At 73.7% G+C, this 22,704-nt stretch carries 22 protein-coding genes and 3 pseudogenes; 11 read left to right on the forward strand and 14 right to left on the reverse strand.

The features are described from left to right. Positions 1-8: 8 nt before the first annotated feature. From ACEXOX_RS09870 to ACEXOX_RS09885, 4 genes and pseudogenes are all read left to right on the forward strand, one after another. Positions 9-2,315, forward strand: a complete 2,307-nt coding sequence (locus ACEXOX_RS09870) for a hypothetical protein (protein ID WP_406519995.1) — start codon at positions 9-11, stop codon at positions 2,313-2,315. Between the two features lie 184 nt (positions 2,316-2,499). Next, positions 2,500-3,490: pseudogene (gene dhaK, locus ACEXOX_RS09875) on the forward strand (dihydroxyacetone kinase subunit DhaK). Between the two features lie 183 nt (positions 3,491-3,673). Further along, entirely contained in the window at positions 3,674-4,246 is a 573-nt protein-coding gene (gene dhaL / locus ACEXOX_RS09880) for a dihydroxyacetone kinase subunit DhaL (RefSeq protein WP_406526285.1), read from the forward strand. Positions 4,247-4,250: 4 nt separating this feature from the next. Beyond that, the gene (locus ACEXOX_RS09885; RefSeq protein ID WP_406519996.1) at positions 4,251-4,667 is read left to right on the forward strand and encodes a PTS-dependent dihydroxyacetone kinase phosphotransferase subunit DhaM; all 417 of its coding nucleotides are present in this window, start codon (positions 4,251-4,253) and stop codon (positions 4,665-4,667) included. A 42-nt stretch (positions 4,668-4,709) separates the two neighbouring features. Here the strand turns inward: ACEXOX_RS09885 and ACEXOX_RS09890 are convergent, their stop codons facing one another. The 7 genes and pseudogenes from ACEXOX_RS09890 to ACEXOX_RS09920 form a co-directional block, all read right to left on the reverse strand. Beyond that, positions 4,710-6,608, reverse strand: a complete 1,899-nt coding sequence (locus ACEXOX_RS09890) for a complex I subunit 5 family protein (RefSeq protein WP_406526286.1) — start codon at positions 6,606-6,608, stop codon at positions 4,710-4,712. Beyond that, entirely contained in the window at positions 6,605-6,952 is a 348-nt protein-coding gene (locus ACEXOX_RS09895; protein ID WP_030017529.1) for a sodium:proton antiporter, read from the reverse strand. The genes ACEXOX_RS09890 and ACEXOX_RS09895 overlap by 4 nt, the downstream gene beginning before the upstream one ends. 67 nt (positions 6,953-7,019) lie before the next feature. Next, positions 7,020-7,745: pseudogene (gene mbhE, locus ACEXOX_RS09900) on the reverse strand (hydrogen gas-evolving membrane-bound hydrogenase subunit E); the annotation flags it as partial. Then, complete coding sequence (locus tag ACEXOX_RS09905; protein ID WP_406519997.1) at positions 7,742-8,035, reverse strand: DUF4040 domain-containing protein; 294 nt, start codon at positions 8,033-8,035, stop codon at positions 7,742-7,744. The pseudogene mbhE and the gene ACEXOX_RS09905, both read right to left, overlap by 4 nt. Next, a complete protein-coding gene (locus ACEXOX_RS09910) occupies positions 8,028-8,513 on the reverse strand; it encodes a monovalent cation/H+ antiporter complex subunit F (protein ID WP_406519998.1) in 486 nt (161 codons plus the stop codon). Before ACEXOX_RS09910 ends, ACEXOX_RS09905 begins: the two co-directional genes overlap by 8 nt. Then, complete coding sequence (locus ACEXOX_RS09915) at positions 8,510-8,755, reverse strand: hypothetical protein (RefSeq protein WP_406519999.1); 246 nt, start codon at positions 8,753-8,755, stop codon at positions 8,510-8,512. Before ACEXOX_RS09915 ends, ACEXOX_RS09910 begins: the two co-directional genes overlap by 4 nt. A 110-nt stretch (positions 8,756-8,865) precedes the next feature. Continuing rightward, the gene (locus tag ACEXOX_RS09920; protein ID WP_406520000.1) at positions 8,866-9,225 is read right to left on the reverse strand and encodes an ArsR/SmtB family transcription factor; all 360 of its coding nucleotides are present in this window, start codon (positions 9,223-9,225) and stop codon (positions 8,866-8,868) included. Between the two features lie 165 nt (positions 9,226-9,390). On the opposite strand from ACEXOX_RS09920, the gene ACEXOX_RS09925 reads away from it, so the two are divergent. Then, positions 9,391-9,777: a nuclear transport factor 2 family protein gene (locus tag ACEXOX_RS09925; RefSeq protein ID WP_406520001.1), complete on the forward strand. Its 387-nt coding sequence runs from the start codon at positions 9,391-9,393 to the stop codon at positions 9,775-9,777. On the opposite strand, the gene ACEXOX_RS09930 is transcribed toward ACEXOX_RS09925, so the two are convergent. After that, positions 9,735-11,426, reverse strand: coding sequence for a CocE/NonD family hydrolase (locus ACEXOX_RS09930; RefSeq protein WP_406526287.1), 1,692 nt, complete (start codon positions 11,424-11,426; stop codon positions 9,735-9,737). The two genes, ACEXOX_RS09925 and ACEXOX_RS09930, sit on opposite strands and share 43 nt — an antisense overlap. Before the next feature lie 226 nt (positions 11,427-11,652). Between ACEXOX_RS09930 and ACEXOX_RS09935 the strand changes: the two are divergent. Together ACEXOX_RS09935 and ACEXOX_RS09940 are read left to right on the forward strand one after the other, a co-directional pair. Further along, positions 11,653-12,344, forward strand: a pseudogene (locus ACEXOX_RS09935) (TetR/AcrR family transcriptional regulator). A gap of 175 nt (positions 12,345-12,519) precedes the next feature. Then, positions 12,520-13,107, forward strand: coding sequence for an AAA family ATPase (locus ACEXOX_RS09940; protein ID WP_406520002.1), 588 nt, complete (start codon positions 12,520-12,522; stop codon positions 13,105-13,107). A 32-nt stretch (positions 13,108-13,139) separates the two neighbouring features. Here the strand turns inward: ACEXOX_RS09940 and ACEXOX_RS09945 are convergent, their stop codons facing one another. Next, positions 13,140-13,580: a hypothetical protein gene (locus tag ACEXOX_RS09945; RefSeq protein ID WP_406520004.1), complete on the reverse strand. Its 441-nt coding sequence runs from the start codon at positions 13,578-13,580 to the stop codon at positions 13,140-13,142. Positions 13,581-13,927: 347 nt separating this feature from the next. Between ACEXOX_RS09945 and ACEXOX_RS09950 the strand changes: the two genes are divergently transcribed. The 3 genes from ACEXOX_RS09950 (at position 13,928) to ACEXOX_RS09960 (ending at position 15,511) form a co-directional block, all read left to right on the forward strand. Further along, entirely contained in the window at positions 13,928-14,440 is a 513-nt protein-coding gene (locus ACEXOX_RS09950; RefSeq protein WP_406520005.1) for a DUF5949 family protein, read from the forward strand. A gap of 288 nt (positions 14,441-14,728) precedes the next feature. Then, positions 14,729-14,923, forward strand: coding sequence for an antitoxin (locus tag ACEXOX_RS09955; RefSeq protein WP_406520006.1), 195 nt, complete (start codon positions 14,729-14,731; stop codon positions 14,921-14,923). A 234-nt stretch (positions 14,924-15,157) separates the two neighbouring features. Then, positions 15,158-15,511: an STAS domain-containing protein gene (locus tag ACEXOX_RS09960; RefSeq protein ID WP_406520007.1), complete on the forward strand. Its 354-nt coding sequence runs from the start codon at positions 15,158-15,160 to the stop codon at positions 15,509-15,511. A gap of 36 nt (positions 15,512-15,547) precedes the next feature. Here ACEXOX_RS09960 and ACEXOX_RS09965 read toward each other — a convergent pair whose 3' ends face one another. The 5 genes from ACEXOX_RS09965 to ACEXOX_RS09985 form a co-directional block, all read right to left on the reverse strand. After that, positions 15,548-17,083, reverse strand: coding sequence for an aldehyde dehydrogenase family protein (locus ACEXOX_RS09965; RefSeq protein ID WP_406520008.1), 1,536 nt, complete (start codon positions 17,081-17,083; stop codon positions 15,548-15,550). Between the two features lie 101 nt (positions 17,084-17,184). Continuing rightward, positions 17,185-18,645: a 2-oxoadipate dioxygenase/decarboxylase family protein gene (locus tag ACEXOX_RS09970; RefSeq protein WP_406520009.1), complete on the reverse strand. Its 1,461-nt coding sequence runs from the start codon at positions 18,643-18,645 to the stop codon at positions 17,185-17,187. 27 nt (positions 18,646-18,672) lie between these two features. Then, positions 18,673-19,821, reverse strand: coding sequence for an NAD(P)/FAD-dependent oxidoreductase (locus ACEXOX_RS09975; protein WP_406520010.1), 1,149 nt, complete (start codon positions 19,819-19,821; stop codon positions 18,673-18,675). Between the two features lie 368 nt (positions 19,822-20,189). Continuing rightward, a complete protein-coding gene (locus tag ACEXOX_RS09980) occupies positions 20,190-20,906 on the reverse strand; it encodes a hypothetical protein (protein WP_406520011.1) in 717 nt (238 codons plus the stop codon). 3 nt (positions 20,907-20,909) lie between these two features. After that, on the reverse strand, positions 20,910-21,491 hold the full coding sequence (locus ACEXOX_RS09985; RefSeq protein ID WP_406520012.1) for an RNA polymerase sigma factor: 582 nt from the start codon (positions 21,489-21,491) through the stop codon (positions 20,910-20,912). A gap of 343 nt (positions 21,492-21,834) precedes the next feature. Here ACEXOX_RS09985 and ACEXOX_RS09990 point away from each other — a divergent pair, with 343 nt between their 5' ends. After that, the gene (locus ACEXOX_RS09990; protein ID WP_406520013.1) at positions 21,835-22,659 is read left to right on the forward strand and encodes an SAM-dependent methyltransferase; all 825 of its coding nucleotides are present in this window, start codon (positions 21,835-21,837) and stop codon (positions 22,657-22,659) included. Positions 22,660-22,704 lie beyond the last annotated feature (45 nt).

Here is a 22,704-nt window from a genome sequence, read left to right on the forward strand (position 1 = left end):
AAGTTCCCATGACAACCGCGAACAGTCCTGGAAGCGGCCCGCAGCCCGCGGGCCTCGCACAGGGGGCCATCGCCACGGTGGCGGGCAACGGGCAGGCCGGCTACGTGTCCGACGGCGGGCCCGCGACCCTCACTCAGCTCAACTGGCCGCACGGTGTGGCCCTGGACAAGGACGGCAACCTCTACATCGCCGAGCGGAGCAACCACCGGGTCCGCAGGGTGACCCCGCAGGGCATCATCACCACCGTCGCGGGCAACGGGCAGGCCGGTTACACCTCCGACGGCGGGCCCGCCACCGCCACCCAGCTCAACGGCCCCTCGGCCGTGGCGGTCGACGACGCGGGCAACCTCTACATCGCGGACATCAACAACCACCGGATCCGCAAGGTGGACACCCGCGGCATCATCACCACCGTCGCGGGCAACGGCCAGGCCGGATACGTCTCCGACGGCGGACCCGCCACCGCCACCCAGCTCAACACGCCGACCGGGGTGGCGGTCGACCCCCAGGGGAACCTCTACATCGGTGAGTGGGGCAACCACCGCGTCCGCAAGGTGGACACCCGCGGCATCATCACCACCGTCGCAGGGAACGGCCAGGCCGGATACGTCTCCGACGGCGGGCCCGCCACCGCGACCAAGCTCTACCAGCCCGCGGGGGTGGAGGTGGACAGCAACGGGAACCTCTACATCGCGGACTGCAACAACAACCGCGTCCGCAAGGTGGACACCCGCGGCATCATCACCACCGTCGCGGGCAACGGCCAGGCCGGATACGTCTCCGACGGCGGGCCCGCCACCGCCACCCAGATCAGCTACCCGCTGGACGTGAGCCTCGACGACGCGGGCAACCTTTACATCGCGGACACCCTCAACCAGCGGGTACGCAAGGTCGCTACGGACGGGAGCATCGGCACCGTCGCGGGCAACGGCACCGCCGGCTACGTCGACGACGGCGGGCCCGCCATCGCCACCCGGCTCTACCAGCCCCGGTCGATCGCGCTGGACCGCGCGGGGAACCTCTACATCGCCGACGCGAGCAACAACCGCGTCCGCGGGGTCACCTCGGTCGCCACCATGACCCCACCGCCCCCGCCCACCGCCGACCTGTACGGCGAGGTCGTCAGCTCGCCCTCGGTCCAGACCGGCCAGGAGTTCGACCTCGGCGCCCGGATCAAGAACCGCGGCCCCCAGCCGGCCGACGGCCAGTACGTGACCGTCGTCCTCACCCTCGCCGACGGACTGCGCGGCCCGGCCGGCTCCACCGGCCAGCGCCTCTCCCGCACCTTCTCCGGGCAGCAGCTCCAGCCCCAGCAAGGTTCGCTCGACGGCGTGTTCCGCATCGCCGTCCCCGGCGACGCGCCTCCCGGCCAGTACACCTCCACCCTGGAGATCCAGTACAGCGGCGATCTCAACCTCAAGGACAACACCTACACGCTGCCGGTCATCGTCGTCGTCCCGCCGCCGCCCACCGACGAACGGGCACTGGCCATCACCCAGGACACCGTCCCCCAGGTGGCACCTGGCCAGCGCACCGCGTTCAACGTGAAGTTCGACTCGGCCGGCAGCCAGCCCGTCAACCCCGGGGACATCGTCCAGCGCTTCACCGCGCCGACCGGTTTCACCTTCCCCGGCCAGCCCACCTACGCGTACTACAACACCGCCCAGGGCGTGATCTCGGGCAACCTCGACTACCGGATCGAGGACGGCGGCCGCGCCCTGATCGTCACCGCCAACCCGCACGTCAACACCACCAGCAGTGACACCGGCCCGCTGTACTACACCATCCCCGTCCAGGCCCGGCCCGACGCCACGGCCGGGACCTACCAGAACGGCTCGGCCAGCATCGGCAGGCACACGCCCGTCCAGCTCACCGGCATCGTCAGCGGCTCCGCGCAGAACGAGACCGCGCTGCGGGCCCACCAGGAGAGCGTGCCGCAGGCCGCCCCCGGCCAGCCCACCACCTTCAACCTGGAGATCCGCTCGCTCAACGACCAGCCGGTCAACCCCGGCACCATCGAGCAGCGCTTCACCGCCCCCACCGGCTTCGCCTTCACCGGCGGCGCCTCCTACGGCTACTACTACGTCCAGCCCGCCGTCACGGGGAACCTCGACACCACCCTGGAGGACAACGGCCGGACACTGGTCATCTCCTCCAACCCGCACGTCAACACCGGCACGACGGACAAGACCGCACTGATCTACACCATCGGCATCCGTGCCTTGGCCGACGCCGAGCCGGGTACCCAGTCCGACGACGGCTCGGCCGCCATCGGCCGCCTGACACCCGTACCGCTGAGCGCCCGCGTCAGCTGACCGTCCCCGCACCGCAGGCCAGGGCCCCGACCGCAGCGCGGTCGGGGCCTTCGGGCTGGCACGGGACAGACTGACCTTGCGTCGCCTCGGGCCCTGCCGCATATCCTGAGTCCGTCACGCTGAGTAATACACACCGAGTTATCGCGCCGTCAGTCCCATTCCTTGCAGCTGCCGAGGAGGCCCCATGAAGATGCTCATGAACGTCCCCGAAACCGTCGTCTCCGACGCACTGCGCGGGATGGCCGCGGCCCACCCCGACCTGGTGGTGGACGTCGACAACCGGGTGGTGGTACGGCGGGACGCGCCGGTTGCCGGGAAGGTGGCGCTGGTTTCGGGTGGGGGCAGTGGGCACGAGCCGCTGCACGGGGGTATGTCGGGCCGGGGATGCTGGACGCCGCCTGTCCCGGTGAGGTCTTCACCTCGCCCGTGCCCGATCAGATGGTGCGGGCCGCCGCGGCCGTGGACAGTGGCGAGGGTGTGCTGTTCGTCGTGAAGAACTACACCGGTGACGTGCTGAACTTCCAGATGGCCGCCGAGCTGGCGGAGGAAGAGGGGGTACGGGTCGCCAGTGTGCTCGTCAACGACGACGTGGCGGTGACGGACTCGCTGCACACGGCCGGCCGCCGGGGTACCGGGGCCACCCTGTTCGTGGAGAAGATCGCGGGGGCGGCGGCCGAGGAAGGCGCGCCGCTGGAGCGGGTGACGGAGCTGGCGCGCCGGGTCGTCGAGTGCTCGCGCAGCTTCGGGGTCGCGCTCAGCGCGTGCGCCACGCCGGCCAAGGGCGGCCCGATGTTCGACCTGCCCGCCGGTGAGCTGGAGCTGGGCGTGGGGATCCACGGTGAGCCGGGGCGGGAGCGGCGGCCGATGATGACGGCGCGCGAGATCGCGGACTACGCGGTGGACGCGGTGCTGGCCGACCTGGACCCCGGCAGCCGGTGCTGGCGCTGGTCAACGGGATGGGCGGTACGCCGCTGCTGGAGCTGTACGGGTTCGGTGCCGAGGTGCACCGGGTGCTCGGCGAGCGGGGTGTGCCGGTCGCCCGTACGCTGCTCGGGAATTACGTCACCTCGCTGGACATGGCCGGCTGCTCGGTGACGCTGTGCCAGGCCGACGAGGAACTCCTGCGGCTGTGGGACGCGCCGGTGCAGACGGCGGGGCTGCGGTGGGGACGCTGAGGGCGCGCGGGTGGTGCGGATCGCGGAGGCGCCGGTGTAGCGGAGAGACTGGTGGAGACGTACACACTGGTGGAGACGTTCACCCGTACCGGTGAGTCTGTGCCATGACGTCGCACGCACGTACGACCAGAGGAGCAGTTCGTGTCCGAAACGGCACTGGATGCCGGGTTCTTCCTGCGCTGGATGACGGCGGCCGCCGCCTCCGTCGACCGGGAAGCGTCCCGCCTGACCGACCTGGATTCCGCCATCGGCGACGCCGACCACGGCAGCAACCTCCAGCGCGGCTTCGCGGCCGTCGTCAAGACCCTCGAAGCCGAGCCGCCGCAGACGCCCGGTGCCGTGCTGACGGCCGCCGGGCGGCAGTTGATCTCGACGGTGGGCGGCGCGTCGGGCCCGCTGTACGGGACGCTGCTGCGGCGTACGGGCAAGGAGCTCGGCGAGGCGGACCGTGTGACCGTCGACGAGCTGCGGACGGCGCTGCGTGCCGGGGTGGACGCGGTGGCCCAGCTGGGCGGGTCCGCGCTCGGTGACGCGACGATGCTCGACGCGCTGGACCCCGGCGTCGAGGCGCTGACCACGTCCTTCGCGGCCGCCGCCGAGGCGGCCGGGCAGGGGGCGCAGGCGACCGTGCCGCTCCAGGCCCGCAAGGGCAGGGCGAGCTATCTCGGTGCGCGCAGCGTCGGCCACCAGGATCCGGGGGCGGCCTCGTCCGCGCTGCTGTTCGCGGCGCTGGCGGAGGCCGCAGGCCAGGGGTGACCGGGTGAGCGGCGCGGAGACTGCGTACGTGGGCGTCGTGCTGGTGTCGCACAGCGGGCCGGTGGCCGAGTCGGTGGCGCGGCTGGCCGTCGGCCTGGCGGGCGGTGACGTCAAGGCGCCGGTCGCGGCGGCGGGCGGCACTCCGGACGGCGGCCTCGGGACCAGCGCGGAGCTGATCACGGAAGCGGCGCGGACGGTCGACCAGGGCGCGGGTGTCGCGGTCCTGGTGGACCTCGGGAGCGCCGTACTGACCGTCAAGGCGCTGCTGGCCGAGGGGGACGAACTGCCCGAGGGCACGCGGCTGGTGGACGCGCCGTTCGTCGAGGGCGCGGTGGCCGCCGTGGTCACCGCTTCGACGGGGGCGGATCTGGACGCGGTCGCGGCGGCCGCCGGGGAGGCGTACGCGTACCGGAAGGACTGAGAGGCGGGTGCTGCCGAGGCCCCGGCAGCGACGGTCGGGGCCTCAGTGGAGGGACGGCAACAGGAGCGCCGCCACCAGGGCCATGCCAGCCAGGATGAAGGCGACGTAATCGCCGATGTGCCCGGAGTGCAGGCGGCGTACGGGCGCGGCCCAGCGGGTTTGCCGGGTCGGGCCCGTGCGGCGTACGGCCCAGCGGGCGAGGAGGCAGGCCAGGGCGGCGGACAGCAGGCCGAGGGCCACGCCTGCCACGGACCAGTGCGGTCCGGGCGTCGGTACGTGCGCGGCCGGGGGCGTGTGCAGGACGGCGGCCGTGTAGCCCGCCCGGTCGAGGAAGGCGTCGGCGGCCCGGCCGACCGCCGCGTGCAGCGCCGGTACGACGCCGACGGCCAGGGCGCCCGCCAGCAGCACGACCGGGACCGCCAGCATGGTGTCCGGGATGCGGCTCAGCGGGCCGGCGGTCTCGGGTTCCTCGTCCTTGCCGCTGGTCTCGTCCGCGCGGGCCTCCGCCTGACCGGCGGCTCCGGGACGTGCCCCCAGCCCCAGGAAGACCCGGGCGACGGCGCGCAGCACCGCTCCCCCGGTGACCGCCGACACCACCACGAACAGGGCCGCCTGCCAGCCGCCCGCCGCTTCCTCGGTGACGGCCTTGCCCAGTCCCGTACCGAAGGGCGGCAGCCCGGCCAGGGCCAGCCCGCCGACGGCGCAGACCACACCGACCAGGGGCAGTTCCCGGCCCCGGCCGTGGAGTTCGTGTTCGTCGACGCTGCGGAAGCGGTCGAGGAGGACGCCCACGGCGGCGAACAGCGCGGCCTTGACGCCCGCGTGCGCGAGGACGTACAGCGCCGTACCGCCCGTGCCCTCGGGGGTCATGACGGCCAGCCCGACCAGGAACAGGCCGGTGTGCGCGACGGTGGAGAAGGCCAGCATCCGCTTGAGGTGGCGCTGCTGCCAGCACATGAGCGCGCCGACGACGGCGGTGAGCGTGCCGAGGGTCAGCAGCATGCGGTGCGCGTCGGCGGTGGGGATGCCGCCGGGGCCCGCGAAGACGGTCCAGTGGACGCGGGCCGTGCCGTAGACGCCCAGTTCGACCATGACGCCGGACAGCAGCATGCACACCGGGGTGGGGGCCACCGCGTGGGCGTCCGGGAGCCAGAAGTGGAAGGGGACGGCCGCGGCCTTGACGAGCAGGCCGGTCAGGACGAGGACGAAGGCGGTCAGGACGAGGACGTCGGGGCCGCCGCCGGAGGGCTCGGCCGGGTGGGCGGCCAGCCGGGCGCCGATCTGGGCGAAGCCGAGTTCGCCGGTACGTCCGTACAGCAGGCCGACGCCGAGCAGTGTCGCGTAGCCGCCGAGGGAGTTGACGACGCCGAAGGTGAGGGCGCCCTGGACGGCGCGCTTCTCCTCGACGCGGTAGCCGGTGAGCGCGTACGCGACGACGCCCATCAGCTCGAAGAAGACGAACGCGTTGAAGAGGTCGCCGGTGAGCGCGAAGCCGCACATGCCCGCCTGGAAGATCAGGACGAGGGCGGGGAAGGTGCCCGCCTGGCGGTGCGGCGGCTCGTCGAAGTAGCGCCAGGAGTAGGCGAGGACGGCGACGACGAGCAGCGAGGTGACGGCGGCCAGACCGACGCCGATCCGGTCGCCGACCAGGACGATGCCGACGCCCACGCCGCCGTGCGGGTGCCGGCCGCCGAGCCATTCGACGGCGCGTGCGCCCGGTACGTCCCCGGACGTGTCGCGCAGCAGGACGGAGAGGGCGAGTACGGCGGTGGCCGCGGCGAAGACGGTGCCCGCGGTCTCGGCGGCCCGGCGCGGCATCCGGCGCCCGGCGGCCACCAGGAACGCGGCACCGAGCAGCGGGGTGGCCACGATCAGCGGGAGGGTGGCGGCGGGCGTGAGGGTCGTCGCGGCGGCGGGGACGAGCGTGCCGGCCGGGGTCACCCGCGCAGCTCCGAGAGTTCGTCCGGGTTCACGGTGCCGTGCCGTTTGCCCACCTGGACGACGAGGGCCAGCAGCAGCGCGGTGACCGTCGCGCCCACCACCACGTCGGTGAGGGTCAGGGCCTGGACGACGGGATCGACGACCGGACGGGCGCCGGGCCGCAGGTCGGAGAAGACCGGCGCGGTGCCGCCGTCCCGGTAGCCGACGGCGAGCAGCAGGACGTACGTGGACGCCTGGCAGACGGCGAGGCAGCCGACGGCGTGGATGAGGTTGCGGCTGGTGGCCAGCCCGTAACAGCCGATCAGGAAGATCCAGCCGGCGACGAGATACGGCAGCACGCTCATGTCGGCTTCTCCTCGGAAGGGGTGGAAGGGCGGGGTGACGGGCCGGTCCGGAGGCGGTGTGCTCCGCCGCGTCCTCGATCTCCACCGCCTGGTCGAGGAAGGAGGCCAGCAGCACCACGACCCCGCCGGCCACCTCCACCCCGACGGCCGCGTTGAGCAGCGGGACCGTGCCGCCCGAGGCGAGCGTGCCGAAGGTGCCGTACGGGAGGAAGTTGGTCAGGTAGGCGGTACCGGCGACCAGGCCGGCGGCGCCCAGCAGGAGATAGGCGGCCTCCCCCGCCGCGTCCGCCGTCGTGTACAGGCCGACCGGTCTGATCCGCTCCAGCGCACGGTAGTCCACGGCGATGTAGAGCAGGTGCAGGGCGGTGGCGACGACCACCCCGCCCTGGAAACCGCCGCCGGGGCTGAGCTGGCCGTGGGCGACGACGTAGAGGCCGATGAGCAGGGAGACCGGGAGCGCGACGAGCGCGTAGCGGCGTACGGGCGGGGCGACGCGCGCCGGTTCGGGGCGCACCCGGTGCTCGTCGCGCGTCTGGCGGAGCAGGACGACGGTGCCGAGCGCCGCGCAGAAGAGGATCGATTCCTCGCCGAGGGTGTCGAACGCCCGCTGGTCGAAGTTGACCGCCGCGACGACGTTGGCGGTGTGCCGGGCGAGGGCGGCCTCGACGGCCCGCGCGCCGTACGGGTGCCGGTCGCCGCCGAACTCCGGCAGGTCCAGACTCGCGGCGAACAGCAGGACGGCCACGCCCAGGCCGCCGAGGACCAGCACCCACATCCGGACCCGTCGGCTCACCGCCGCTCCTCCTCCCCCGCGCTTCCGGATTCCCGGCCGCGGCCGTCCGCCCGGCCCTTGCGCCGCACCTTCCGCACCGAGAGCAGCAGCATCAGCGGGGTGAGGACGGAGCCGACCGCGAGCTGGGAGAGCGCGACGTCCGGCGCCTGGAGGATGGCGAAGAGGAGGGCGAGGGCCAGGCCGAGGAGGGCCAGCACGGTCGACTGCCGGACCGGATCGCGGGCCAGTACGGCAGCGGTCGCGGCCGCCGCCACCAGCGCCAGGGCCAGCACGATCAGGACGTCATTCATCGGCCGCACCGGCTTTCTCCCCGGCCCGCCGCCCGGACAGCGCCCGCGAGGACACGATGTTCCCGCCGACCAGCAGCACCCCGATGACCAGCAGCTTCACCATCGCCCGCCCCGGCCCGGCAGCGACGCACAGCGGCACCACCACCAGAGGTACGGAGAGAGCGGCGAGCGGTGTCATGGCGCGGTCGAGGGCGCGGGCGACCCGGTCGCGCACCGGCTGTCCGGCCAGTTCGTCGGCGAGCAGCCGGGCGTAGACGAGCGTTCCGGCGGGACCGAGGACGGCGAGGACCAGGCCGAGGTCGACGTACGAGGGCCGCGCGTAGCCCTGTGCGAGCAGCAGTACAGCCAGGCAGGCGACGAGCGTCGCGAGATTCTGCGCCATGATCCGACGCCGTACGGGCCCGCTCGCCGCGCCCCACACGGTGGGGGCGAAGCCGACGAGGAGCAGCAGCGCGGCGGCGAGCAGCCAGCCGTTCACCGCGGCCGGCCTTCCTCCGGGCCGGTGCGCGCGGGCCCGTCGGCGGCGGTACCGCCGACGGCGGCTCTGCGGGCCGCGCGGGCGGCGCACGCGCCGAGCAGGGCGGCCGCCGCGCCGACCAGGCACTCCAGCAGGTCGAGGCTGCTGACCAGCACCAGCCACAGCGCGGTCAGCACGGCCCACCAGACGGCCAGTTCGACGACGGCCGCCGTCGTCCCGGACGGCCTTGCTGCACCGGACATGCGCTCACCTCCGGCCTCGCCCGTACCCGGCCGTCAGGCTCTCATGCAGCGCTCCCCTTACGGACAAACCGCGCCGAACGGGCTGATTCGCGGCAGCGCCACCGCGCCCGTCAGGAGCGCAGCGCCCCGGCGGCCTTCGCGCCCTCGCCCTCGACCACCTCGGGATCACCCCCGGCGGCCGCCAGCACCACGTCCAGCAACCCCGGGAAACGCGCCTCCAGGTCGTCGCGCCGCAGATGCATGATCAGGCGGCGGCCCTCCCGCCGCTGATGGAGCACGCCGCTCTCGCGCAGCACACGCCAGTGGTGACTGGCGGTGGACTTGGACACTTCGGGCAGCAGCTCGCCGCAGGAGCGCTCGGCCCCGTGGGCGAGCCGGTGCACGATGCGCAGCCGGATCGGGTGCGCGAATGCCTCCAGGACGTCCGCGATGCGTAGTTCGGCACGGTCGGGGTGACTCAGTACGGCCATGCCCCGAGCGTACGCGGACGCACCGACACGCGGCCCGCCTCCCTCCGCCCCCCGTCACCACCTTCCCCACCGCCACTTTGCTACTGTTCTAGAACATACGAACTGACGGGTCGGCAGGTTCGTCCGGACCGGCGCGCCCGTCCCCTCTCGCGTGAAGGAGCCCGCATGACCGTCTACGAGGACAACTACTCCCTCGGCAAGCAGTTCCACGCCGCGCTCGCCACCGCCGACTGGGACGCCATCCGCTCCCTGCTCCACGAGGACGCGACCTGGGAGCTGCCCGGCGACAACACGATCTCCGGGATGGCGCACGGAGCGGACGGCGTGGTCGAACGTGCCCGCAAGATCGCCGGGTACGGCCTGAACTTCGCCCTGCTGCACATCCTCGTCAGTCCCCGCAACATGGCGCTGTCCCTGCACAACACCGCTCAGCGCGGTGACCTGGTCCTGGACGAGCACCTGTCCACGGTGTGCACCGTGCGGGACGGGAAGATCGCGGCCATCGAGACCTACCTGTCCGACGTGGACGGCATGAACGCCTTCTTCGTCTGAGACGGTGCCCGCACTGCCCGCTCCGCCTGCTCCACCCCCTCCGCCTCAGGACCGGCCTGCGGCAGCACCAGCGCCGACGGGTGATGCAGCGAGATCTCCACGGGCACCAGCCGGGTGGCCGTCGCCAGCGGCTCTCCCGTCCCGGTGTTGCGGGCGAAGCGGGGGTGGGCGCCGCCGCTGATCTGGAGGCGGACGCGGTGTCCGACGGCGAAGGAGTGGGCGGTGGGGCTCATCGCCACCGTCACCTCCGCCGGGCCGGACGCACTCCCGGCCGTGGCAGGGTCCAGGCGCCGGATCCCGTCGCAGACGTTGACCGAACGCCCCCGCTCGTCGACGTCGCAGAGCCGGGCGAAGACGTCGGCGTACCCGGTGTCCGTCGCGACCCGCAGCTCCACGGTGACCGTACCGAGGACGTCGAGCGGCTCGGTCAGCGGCGGGGTGGTGAAGGTCAGCACGTCGTCGCGGGCCTCCAGGACGGCGTTGTCCCGGGGCCCGGCGGTCCGGCTCAGCAGGGGACCGCCGACCGAGGGCGTCGGGTCGGCCGGGTCGTGACGGAAGGTCAGCGGGGGCGTGCCCTCGGGGGCCCGGGGGCTCAGCGTGCCGTCGCCCGCGCCGTCGAGGTACCAGCGGCGGCCGGTCGCCGCCGGCGGCCAGTCGGCCAGGTCACGCCACTCCTGACGCCCTCCCACATGGACGCGCACCGGCGTTTCCCGCAGGCCCGACGCGTCGTCGCACAGGTGGGCCCGGAGCCAGGCCAGGGTCTCGGCGAAGACGTCCGGCCAGCCCTGCTGCATGGCGGAGTTGTGGGTCCAGGGGCCGACGAGCAGGGAGGTCTCACACCCGGCGCGGCGCAGCCGGTCGTACTGCTGGAGCGTCTGGTCGAGGCAGACGTCGTGCCAGCCGGTGATCAGGCTGGTCGGTACGGCCGCCCGCGCGGCCGCCGCGCCGACGTCCGCGCCCTGCCAGTGGGCGTCCTCCGGATCGGGCCGGGTCATCGCCTCGTCGAGGAGCGGCGCCCGGCCACCGAGACCGGGCACGTACGTCTCGCCGAGCGGCAGCGTCCGGGTGATGCTCCGGAAATGGCGTCGCAAGCGCAGCGCGGCCCGTGCGAAGGCCAGGGTGCCCCGGCCGTAGTGCATCCGGCCGACGACCGAGACCAGGGCGTTCTCCAGGGCGAACGGGCCCGAAGCGCAGCCCGAGGGGTAGAAGAAGCCGTGCACGTCGTGCATGCCGACCTGGATCACCATCGCCCGCAGCTCCGGAGGCGGGTCGGTGGCGAGGGCCCATTGGGCGTACCCGAGGGCGCTGGGCCCCAGCGTGCCGAGGACGCCGGTGAACCAGGGCTGCCGGCGCAGCCACGCGACGGCCGCCCGGCCGTCTGCGGCCTCGTGCTGCCACGGGGCGTAGGTGCCGCCGGACCCTCCGGTGCCGCGGCTGCTCTGCAGCACGACGTGGAAGCCCTGTTCGGCGAAGAGCATGCCGAATATCGGGGCCCACGGGATGCCGCGGCCGTACGGCGAGCGGACCAGCAGGGTGGGGAAGTCGCCGTCGGCGCGGGGGAAGTAGTGGTCGGTCAGCAGCGGGCTGCCGTCGGCGGCGGGCACCACGAGTCCGCCTTCGTAAGCGACGTCGTGGCGCCGCTCGGGCATGCCGCGCAGGGTGCGCCGCAGCGCCCGGGCCGACCGGGGCGGCTTCTTCGCGGTGGAGTGGTACGTCTCCGTCGTCACGGTGCCTCAATTCCTCGTGCGGACTGCGCTGCCTGGCACGGAACACCATTCCCGTACTTCGTACGAGAATAGCGGATGATTGGATGGCGGCGGACAGCAGAGAGAGGTTGCCGTGACCCGTACAGGCACATCCGGCCGTACCGCCGGAGTGGACCCGGAGGCGCTCTGGGCACCGGCCGAACGCCCCCGGCGCGGCCGTCCCCCGGCACACAGCCGTGCCGAGATCACCGCCGCGGCCGTCGCCCTCGCCGACGCCGAAGGGCTCGGCGCCGTCACCATGCGCGCGGTCGCGGCCCGGATCGGGGCCGGCACCATGTCGCTCTACAGCTACGTGCCCGACAAGGAGACGCTGCTGGAGCTGATGATCGACCAGGCCGCCGGGGAGCACCGGCTGCCCCCGGGCCGTCCGGCGACTGGCGCGCGGATCTGCGCCGCCTCTTCCACGAGCAGCGCGACCTGATGCGGCGTCACCCGTGGCTGCCCGCGGCGCTGCCCGCACGGCAGACGTTCGGCCCGAACACCCTCGCCACCCTGGAGCACGCCCTCGCCGTCCTCGCTCCCGTGGGGCTCGGCGCCCCGGCGGCACTCGAGATCTTCAGCCTGCTCTCCGGTTTCGTGGCGAGCCATGTCACCCATGAGCTGGCCCAGGAGGCGGCGGCCGACGCCACCGGCCGCGCCTTCCACGACGCGCAGGCCCGCTATCTGCGCTCCGCCGCCGTCACGGACGCCTGCCCGAAGGTCGCCGAGGCGCTGACCGCGCCGGGCAGCGCGCCCTCCCCCGACGCGACCTTCGACCGGCTCCTCAACCGCATGATCGACGGGCTGACGGCGACCGGCTGACGGCGAGGACGGGCGGCGAGGGGCCGACGGCCAGAGGCGGGCACCGCCCCGCCGCCGCCCGTACCGCACCGACAGGCATCCGCCGTGCACGGCGCGGGCGTTACGATGCCCCGGCGGAGCGGCCCCGACGGCTCCGCGACCGGCCGGAACCCCGCGCGGAAAGGCAGCCGAACCCATGACGGCACACTCCACCGACAGCGCGCCCGCCACGCCCCAGGGACCGTGGCTCGGCCCGGGCGTCGTCGTCCTGACGGGCATTCAGGCCGCCGGCAAGTCCTCCGTGGCGCAGGCGCTCGCCGAGCGGCTGACGCGGTCGGTGCACCTGCGCGGTGACACGTTCCGGCGCATGGTCGTCCGGGGCCGGGAGGAGATGACGCCCGACGCCGGCGCGTCGGCCCTCGCGCAGCTGCGGCTGCGGCACCGGCTGACCGCCGCCTGCGCCGACCAGTACGCCCAGGCCGGGTTCACCGTGATCGCCCAGGACATCCTGCTCGGCGAGCATCTGACCGAGATGGCCGAGCACATCAGGACCCGTCCGCTGGCGGTCGTGGTGCTGGCCCCTGACCCGTCGGCGGTCGAGCGGCGGGAGGCGGCCCGGGCCAAGACGGCGTACGGGCCCGACTGGAGCGTGCGCGACCTCGACACGGCGCTGCGTGAGCACACCCCGCCGATCGGGCTGTGGCTGGACACCACGCACCAGACCGTCGAGCAGACCGTGGACGAGATCCTCACCCGGGCCTGGCCGGAAGGCGCCATCGCCTGAGCCGCCCGTGGCACGGCTCACCGGCCCCCGCTTCAGTACCCCTTCGGCGGCCGGGTCGGGTCGGCCTGCTGCACCCGCTCCGCGAAGTTCGAGCCGGACTCGTCGACGCCGTAGCGGTCGCGGACGTACCCGATGGTCGAGGTCATGCAGGCCACCACGTCGTACGGCGTGCGGGCGGTGCCGCACCGGTGGTACGCGGCGAAGGTCGGCGGAACGCACTGGGTGGCGCCGCGTGAGCAGTTGCGCGGGTGCCCGTCGGGCATGACCGGGCCCCAGGCGTTGCCGTCGGTGGTGTTCACCCGCCAGCGCGGATGGTTGTACGCGGACTCCCGCCGCGCGATCGTGACCAGCGCCGGTATGCCATACCGGGGGTTCATGCCGGTCAGTTCGCAGGCCAGCCGGGCGAAACCGGCCATCGCCTCCTCGCCCGACGCGTCGTCGGGGTCGTGGTACTCCACCTCGGAAAGGTCCATCGGGCCCCACTCCCCTCCGACACCGGGTCGCGGCACCGGGCCCGCCGCCGGGAGCACCGTGTCCCGTGCCGCTGCCGGGCCTGCCGTCATGGTGCCCGCGCCCGGGACGCGCGAACCGGCCGCCGGGGCCCGGCCGCCGCTGGACCGCGGCCGTACGGTGCCGTACCGCGGCCGTACAGTGCCCCGTACCCGCGGCCGTACAGTGCCGTACCCGCGGCGTACGGACCCCTCGGGATCGCCGGTACGGGTGACCCTCCGGACCTCGTTCGGCTGGGATGCCGGCGCGGCTCCGCCAACCGGGTGAAGCGCGCGGACCACGGCGCGTGAAGGTCACTAAGGTGCCCGCCATGACCACATCCCAGGCCACCACCGGCAACCCTCCGTACAGCCAGCTGGGCACGCTCATGATGATCGGCTGGAGCGGCGCGCACCCCGAGGACGGTCACGACGTACCCTTCCTGCTCACCTACTCCCTCGGCGACGGCAAGGACGGCCCGGAGACCGGGACCGAGGTCATGGGCACCATGCTCAGCCAGGCCGGGCTGCTGGTCGGCGGCGAACTCCAGGACGCCTCCCGCACCCCCTCGCTCCCGCTGACGCTGATCGTCGAGGCCGGGCGGGCGGTGCTGACGATGCCGATCTTCAGCGCGCAGTGCCCGGTGCCGCCGGAGTGGCTGGCGGCGGCGGACCACCGGGGCCAGGTGTACGGCATGTTCGCCACCCGGCCGTGGCCGGAGGCGAAGCCGGGCGGGCCGGTCAGCGAGGAGATGCTGCGGGCCTTCGCGGGCGACGAGGGCGTGATCAAGAGCTCCGCGCACTGTCTGATTCCCGTGCGCGCCTTGCAGGGCCGCCCGTCCTAGGGCGTTTCTGATGGATCTCCGTGGAGCACACTGAGCGGCGTTCGGTGCGTGCTCTCGGTGCGCGGTGTGAAGGGCCGTGTGGCGGAGCCACCTGTCCCTTCGCGCCGTGCGGCGAGAGTGGGTGCCGGGCGTCGCGATGCCGCGGAGATCCGTCAGAAGCGCCCTGGCAGCCTTTCGTCCCTTGGGCACCGGCCCGCCGCGTACGGGCGCACGGCACCCCGGATGCGGATCCGGCCGGACCCGGCGACCCTGGAGAGGTGGGGGCGTCAGTGGCGAGGAGGACGACTCATGTCCGTGATGGACAAGCTCAAGCAGATGCTGAAGGGTCACGAGGACCAGGCCGGCAAGGGCGTCGACAAGGCCGGCGACTTCGTCGACGAAAAGACCCAGGGCAAGTACAGCAGCCAGGTCGACACGGCCCAGGACAAGCTCAGGGACCAGCTCGGCCAGGATCAGGACCGGAACCAGCCGCCGCAGTCCTGATCGCGTGCCGTTCCGGGCCGGGCGCCGGTGGTCGAGGCGCCCGGCCCGGAGCGTGTTCCGTATCGCGGCACACACGTCAAGAGATAGCGCAAGGCTTCACCCGTTCGAGGGATGCGACCTTGGCTGATCGATTCTCCCCGTAAACGTCCCGCTACGGTCTTTCTGCACCCCGGCCCCCGGTGCCATCAGCCAGAAGCCGCGCTCTCGCGGCCTGCGCATCCGGTGGGGGGCGCCATGACCGAACGTACCGCCGACACGGCCTTGCTCACATACGTGGTCGGGGACCAGTTCGTGCTCGCGCTCAAGGGAGAACTCGATCTCGCCTTGGCGCTGACCTTGCAACCCCTCCTCGGTGAGGCGTTGCCGCCCCGGCCCGGCACGGTGGTCGTGAACCTGGGTCAGGTCACGTTCATGGACTGCAGCGGCCTGACCCTGCTGTGCCGGATCCGTGAGCGGGTGGTCGACCGCGGCGGCCGTCTGATGCTGCTCGGACCGCATCCCGTGGTCCGCAGGCTGTTGCGCCTGGCACCGCTCGACGAGCGTTTCGTCGTCATCGAACGGCTGCTGCCCGCCCGGGCCCTCAACTGACCGCCGGGCGGGCACGTCACGCACGGACCCGCGGCTCTAGAGGAAGTTGACGCCCTGCGCCAGCGGCAGGTCGTCCGAGTAGTTGACGGTGGTGGTGACCCGGCGCATGTACGCGCGCCAGGCGTCCGAGCCGGACTCCCGGCCGCCGCCGGTCTCCTTCTCCCCGCCGAAGGCGCCGCCGATCTCCGCGCCCGACGTACCGATATTGACGTTGGCGATGCCGCAGTCGGAGCCGTCGGCGGCCAGGAAGCGCTCGGCCTCCCGCTGGTCCCGGGTGAAGACGCTGGACGACAGGCCCTGCGGCACACCGTTGTGCAGGGCGACGGCCTCCTCGAAGGTGCGGTAGGTCAGCACGTACAGGATGGGCGCGAAGGTCTCGGTGCGGACGACGGCGGTCTGCGCCGGCATCCGCACGAGCGCCGGACTCACGTAGGCGGCGTCCGGTGCCTGGTCGGTGAGGTGCGCTTCGCCCCCGGTCAGGACGGTGCCGCCGTCGTCCCGCGCCGCGTCCAGCGCCTTGGCCATGGCCGCGTGGGCAGCGGGGCTGATCAGCGGACCGACGAGCGTGGCGGCGTCGAAGGGGTTGCCGACCGGCAGTTGCCCGTAGGCGTTCGTGATCTTCTCGGTCAGACGGTCCGCGACGTCCTCGTGCACGATCAGCCGGCGCAGGGTCGTACAGCGCTGGCCCGCGGTCCCGGCGGCGGAGAAGACGATGCCGCGGACCGCGAGGTCGAGGTCGGCGGACGGGGTGACCACGGCGGCGTTGTTGCCGCCGAGTTCCAGCAGGCAGCGGCCGAAGCGGGCGGCCACCCGCGGGGCCACCGCACGCCCCATCCGGACCGAGCCGGTCGCGCTGAGCAGCGCGATGCGCGGGTCGTCGGCGAGCAGCGCGCCGGTCTCCCGGTCGCCGAGGAGCAGCCGGTGCAGCGCGGCCGGCGCGCCCGTGTCGGCGATCGCGCGGGCCAGCAGGGCGTCGCAGGCCAGCGCGGTCAGCGGAGTCAGCTCGGAGGGCTTCCACACGACCGGGTCGCCGCAGACCAGGGCGATCGCGGTGTTCCAGGACCAGACGGCGACCGGGAAGTTGAAGGCGGACAGGACACCGGTCACGCCGAGCGGGTGCCAGGTCTCCGCGAGGCGGTGGCCGGGGCGTTCACAGGCCATCGTGCGTCCGTAGAGCTGGCGGGACAGTCCGACGGCGAAGTCGCAGACGTCGGTCATCTCCCGTACCTCGCCGAGCGCCTCGGAACGGATCTTGCCGGCCTCGACGGTGACCAGGTCGGCGAGCGCGTCCTGGTGCTCGGTGAGCAGTTCGCCGAACCGTTTGACCAGGGCGCCCCGCTGCGGTGCGGGGACGGTGCGCCACTCGTGGAACGCGGCTTCGGCCGCGGCGACGGCCGCGTCGGCCTCCTCGGCGGTGGCGGCGGGCAGCCGGTACAGGACGCCGCCGGTGAGCGGCGTACGGGCGGTGATCCCGGTGCCCTCGGGGAGGGTCGCGACGCCGCAGCGGCGCAGCCGGTCGGCGGCCAGGTCGCGGAGTTCTGCGGTGCTGGGGAGCTGGGTGCGGGTGCTCACGGCGGGTGGCTCCTTCGGCGCGAGGGGAGGTGACGGGCGGGGCGGCCCGGCGGGGGGGCCGGTACGGATCGGAAGTCGGGCGCAGCCCTCGGGAGCGGCCCTCAGGAGGGGAAGAGTTTGCGAAGGGCGTCGTCCGCTCCCAGCGTCTCCAGGGCCCGCCGCAGGGAGGTGTCCTGCTGTGCGGCGTAGATCTGGAAGGGGTCGTGCACGGGACGGCCGACGGCTTCGGCGAGCCGGTGTTCGTCGTAGGGCGTTCCGGTGCGGGCGGTGTCCCGGGTGCCGTGGCCGGTCAGGTTGGAGGTGAAGATACCGGCGGCCGAGCGGGGCAGGAAGTCCTCGTAGACGATCGGGCGGGCGGTCAGCCAGCCGTGTTCCAGCAGCCCGGCCAGGCCGGCGGGCGGGTGCTGCCCGTCGCGCGGGCGGGCGGCTGCCGGGGCGTACGTGAAGTAGCCCAGCCCTTCGGCGGCGAGCTGCTGTTCCGAGCGCGGGAAACCGGCCTCCCAGAGGGGGCGGGCCACGTCCTGCCGGGTGGGGCCGCCTCTGTTCCCTTCGCGGGCGCTCGGCGGGTCCGTCTCCGTGGCGGGCCGCCGTTCCCTCTCCTCGGCGAACCGCCGGTCCGTCTCCGCGGTGAGCGCGTCGTAGCGGGCCCGGCCCGTACGGCTCAGGGCGATGCCGCGTGCCTCGACCTCGCCGAACCGCACCCGCAGCGCGCCGGTGGTCACGCTGCCGTCCGGTTCGCGGAAGGTGCGTGGCTCGTCCAGCGCGCGGAAGGAGGTCTGCCGCAGCAGGACGTCGGGGCCGTCCCAGCGGGGCGGCCCCTGGATCTCGTCGATCATGGTGATGCCGCGGTCCGCCATCCGCCGGTAGAGCGCGTCGATGTCCAGGACGCGTGGGGTGAGGTGGTTGACGTGGGTGCTGGTGACGCCGCCGATGTCGGCGGCGACGGCGGAGATGCGGGCGAGTTCGCGGTACCAGGTGCGGTCCACCGGCTCGGGGGACAGTTCGAAGGCGGCGACCGCCAGCGTGAGGAAGCGTTCCGCCTGCTCCGGGGCGAGGCCGTGCTCGCGATCGGCGCGCTCGGCGAGGGTGAGCAGTTCGGGCGGGAAGAGGGTGCGGCGGTCCAGGAAGGTCTCCAGCCGGGCCTGGAGTCCGGCGTCGAAGAACCGGCGGTCGGCGGTGGTGAGCATCGAGGTGAAGACGCGGAAGGGGTTGCGGTCGAGTTCCTCGGGCTCGACGGGGCGGAAGGCGGTGGAGACCACCGGGACCGCGCTCGTGGTGGCGTCCCGCAGGTCGTAGAAGCCCACCGGACGCATCCCCAGGGCGGCGAACACCTGGCCCGCCTGGCGCAGTTCGCGGGGTGTGCCGACGCGGATCGCGCCGTGCCGCTCCGCGGCGACCCGTTCGATGCCGCCCAGCCGCCCGGCGTCCGGGTCGCGGCGCGCGACCTCGTCGTTCACCTCGCCCGTCACCTCCAGGAGGGTGGTGTACGCGGGGACCTCGGCGCCGTACATGACGGACAGCCGGCGGGCGAAGGCGGCGCGCAGCCGCCAGGTGGGAATCAAACGGTCCTCCTCGGCGTGGGCCGGGCGTCAGATGATGTGTGCTTCCGAGCGGGCACCGTGGTGCCGTACGTCCCCCTCCTCCCCCGTACCGGCGGGCCGGCCGTCGAACCGCGCGGCGGCCAGCGGGCCGACGTCGAGGAACGGCTCCCGGCCCAGGTAGAGATCGCGGACCAGCTCCCCCACGGCGGGCGCCTGGAGGAAGCCGTGGCCGGAGAAACCGGTGGCGTACAGGAAGCGGGGGACGTCCGCGGCCTCGCCGATGAGGGCGTTGTTGTCGGGGGTGGTCTCGTAGAGGCCGGCCCAGCCGCGGCCGGCCGGCATCGCGGCCAGGGCGGGGGCCCGGCGGCCCACGGCCGCGCGGAAAGGTTCCAGCCACTCCCGGCTGAACTCCCGGCCGAAGCCCGGCTCCTGGCGCGGGTCCGACATGCCGAGCAGCAGTCCGCCCGCACCGTCGTTGTGGAAGTAGGCCGTGGAGGCGAAGTCGAGGGTGAACGGGATGCGGGGCGGCGGGGTGTCCAGCGGGCCGGTGAAGGCGATCTGGCGGCGTAGCGGGGTCACGGGCAGCCGTACCCCGGCCATCGCGCCGACCTCGGCGGACCAGGCGCCCGCGCAACAGACGACCGTGGTGGTACGGACCGTGCCGCGCGGGGTCCGTACCGCGTCGAGGGCGCCGTCACGGGTGTCGATCGCGGTGACGGGGCAGTGTGTACGGATGTCCGCGCCGTGCCGGACGGCCGCGCGCAGGTAGCCGGTCACCGCCTCCCGCGGCAGCGCGTACCCGTCGGTCGGGCAGTGCGCGGCGGCGACGAAGCCGTCCGGATCGAGGTACGGGCACAGCGCGGCGGCCGCGGCCGGGCCGATGATCCGGCTGGGCACCCCGAGCGCGTTCTGTGCCGCCACCCCCTCCTCGAACAGCGTGCGTTCGGTGGCGTCGCCGAGCAGGAAGAGGTACCCCACGCTCTCGAAACCGATGTCGGCGCCCGGCCGTTCCCCGAACGCCCGCCACGCCTCCAGGCTGCGCCGGCCGATGCGGATGTTGAGCGGGTCGGAGAACTGGGCGCGTACGCCGCCGATGGGCTTGCCCGAGGATCCGGCGGCGGGCCGGTCCCGCTCCAGCAGCAGGACGCCGCCCACCCCGGCCTCCGCCAGGTGGAACGCGATGCTCGCCCCGAGCACGCCACCGCCGACGATGACGACCTCGGCGCGTTCGGGGAGGGGGCGGAGGAGGAGGCAGAGGCGGCGCCGGGGCCCGGGGCGGCGCGGCGGTCCGCGGCCGTACGGCGATCCGTGGCCCTGCCGAGGCCCGTGGCCCCGCCGGGGACCACGGACTCTCCGTGCCCCGTGCCCGTCCTGCGGTCCTGGGCCGTACGTCGCTCCATGCGGACGCCTCTCCGTCGGCTCGCTCGGTGCGCTGCGGGTGCCGTCCTCCGGCGGCGGACGCGCTGCCGGGTCCGGTACGTGTGGTGCCGTTGATACCGATGGTGACGGCCACGGCCCGCCGCGTCCATGCGGCGTCCGCCCGGCCGGTCCTTTCCGGTCGCCGGTCACTGCCGCAGGTCGTCCACGAGCGTCGGTGACGGGCAGGGGATCGCGCCGAAGTCCTCGTCGTCGCCCGCGACGGCGAGGCGGTCGATGACGCGCTCCAGGGCCGCGGGCAGGGTGGGCGCGAGGCCGCTGTGCCACTGGACGAGCAGGGCGTGCCGGGCGGCGTCCGGCAGCAGCCGCCCGGCGTCGAAGGCGACCGGTGCCGGCAGTTCCTCGTCCGGGTCGTGGGCGGCCTGCATCCGCCAGTAGGCCGCGTCGCGGAACTCGCCGTGCCGGCGGTGGGAGAGGTACAGGCAGTAGGCGGCCGTCCGGCTGCCGCCGCCGGCGCCGAACCGCCACCAGAAGTCGGCGGCCTCCGCCCGCCCGGTGATGTGCAGCAGGCAGGCGAAGACCAGGGCGCCCTCGGGGTCGATGCGGTGGTCGTCGACCAGCCGGGCCAGGCTGTCCGCCGCCGCCGCGGCGTTCACCACCAGGGCGCAGGCCAGGTCGAGTTCGTGGGTGGCCTCGTCGTGGGCGCTGGGGTAGGCGGTGGGCGCCGGGGCGTCCGGGCGGGGTCCGGCCGGGTACGCGGCCCCGGTGTCCTCGTAGGTGTCGCCGGTGAGCCGGTCACGGGCCGCGACGGTGTCGTAGGCGCCGTAGGACTCGGCGAGGACGTCGGCGGCTGCTGCCAGCAGGGACTCGATGGTGTCCCGGCCGGCCCGGTGGGTGTGCGGCATGGGTCACTTACCCTTCGTGGGGCCTGGTTCGATGCCCAGCGCGGCGGCGATCCGGCGCTTGCCCCGGCTCGCGTGGGAGCGGACGGTGGCTTCGTCGACGCCGAGCAGGGCGGCTATCTGGGTGTCGGAGTACCCGATGACATGGCGCAGCACGATCACGTCGCACTGCCGCTCGGGCAGCCGCGCGATCGCCTCGTACAGCCCCAACTGGCTCTCCAGCAGCGCGAACTGCTGCTGGCACTCGCGCAGCAGGGCGCGGGTGACGACGGCGAAGGCGGCGCTCTCGGTCAGGGCCGTGGCGCGGCGGTGCCGGCAGAGCCAGTCGACCACGGACTCCTTGAGGACGGCCCAGGCGTAGGAGTCCACCGAGGACTGTTTGAGCGCGTACGGCCAGCACAGCCGTAACCGCTGGTAGGCGGAGCCGGTCACCTCCAGAGCGGCGTCCTCGCTGCCGGTGTGCAGATAGGCGTAGGCCAGCCATTTGCGGTAATGCGTCTCGTGGAACGCCTCGAAGGCGATGGCCAGCCGCCGGCCGGCCTGTCGCAGCGGATCGCCGGCCGGACACGGCGGCCGGTCGCGGGTCACGGCCGCTCCCGCCGGCCGTGCCGCCCGGCGCCGGGCCCGTGTGCGGGGGCGCACGGCGGCAGGGGGCTGTCCCGGTACGTGCTCACGTGCGGTCCTCGTTCCGTTCGCCGCGGTCCGGGAGGCCGGCAGGCCCCGGCATCAGCGGGAGGGCGGCGGCCCTCCCTTCCAATGAACCGGAAAACAGGCCCGGTTGTGGCAACGCCCCGAAGAAATCTTCCGGAAGCGATGATGTGATGATTCGGAGCGGGGGCGCCCGGTCCCCGCCACGCGCCGGTGCGAGGCCGCGTCAGCGGGGTAGTGCTCCGGCGTCGGTCCGGCAGCCGTACAGGGAGGCGGTCCTCTGATGAGCGAGCAGCACGGCGAACCGGTGGTGGACCTGCAACTCGACCGCGCCCACTCGGCGCGCATCTACGACTACTTCCTCGGCGGCAGGACCAACTTCCTCGCCGACCGCACGGCCGCCGCGAGCGTGCTCTCGGTCTTCCCGTCGGCGGCGGTCGCCGCGCGGGTCAACCGTGAGTTCATGCACCGCGCCACCCGTGCCCTGGCGCGGGCGGGGCTGCGCCAGTTCCTGGACATCGGTACCGGCATCCCCACCTCGCCCAATCTGCACGAGATCGCCCAGAGCATCGCGCCGGACGCCCGTGTGGTCTACACGGACAACGACCCGATCGTGCTGGCGCACGCCGCCGCCCTGTTGCGCAGCACACCGGAGGGGCGTACCGCCTACCTCCAGGCGGACGTCACCGAGCCGGCCGGGATCGTCACGGCGCCGCAGGTCCGGCAGACCCTCGACCTCGGCCGCCCGGTCGCGCTGAGCCTGAACGCCCTGATGCACTTCGTGCCGGACGGCGGGCAGGGCCGGGCGCATCAGGTCGTCGAGCACCTCAAGGCGGCCCTGCCCAGCGGCAGCACGCTGACCATGACCCATGCCACCGCCGACTTCGCCCCGGAGGCGATGGCCCGGATCTCGGACATCTACGCGGCGGCGGGCACGTCCGTGACGTTCCGTACGCGGGCCGGTTTCGCCCGCTTCTTCGACGGCTGGGAACTGCTGGAGCCCGGCATCACCCTGGCGCACCACTGGCGCCCGGCCGGTCCGGGCGAGGCGACGCAGGTCACGGACGCCGTGGCCGTCTCCTACGCCGCGGTGGCGCGCCGGCCCTGACGCCACCGGCCGCAGCGGCCGCGGGACCCGGCCGCGGAGCAGGAC

It is taken from the genome of Streptomyces sp. Ac-502, from assembly GCF_045222935.1.
Taxonomy (GTDB): domain Bacteria; phylum Actinomycetota; class Actinomycetes; order Streptomycetales; family Streptomycetaceae; genus Streptomyces; species Streptomyces monomycini.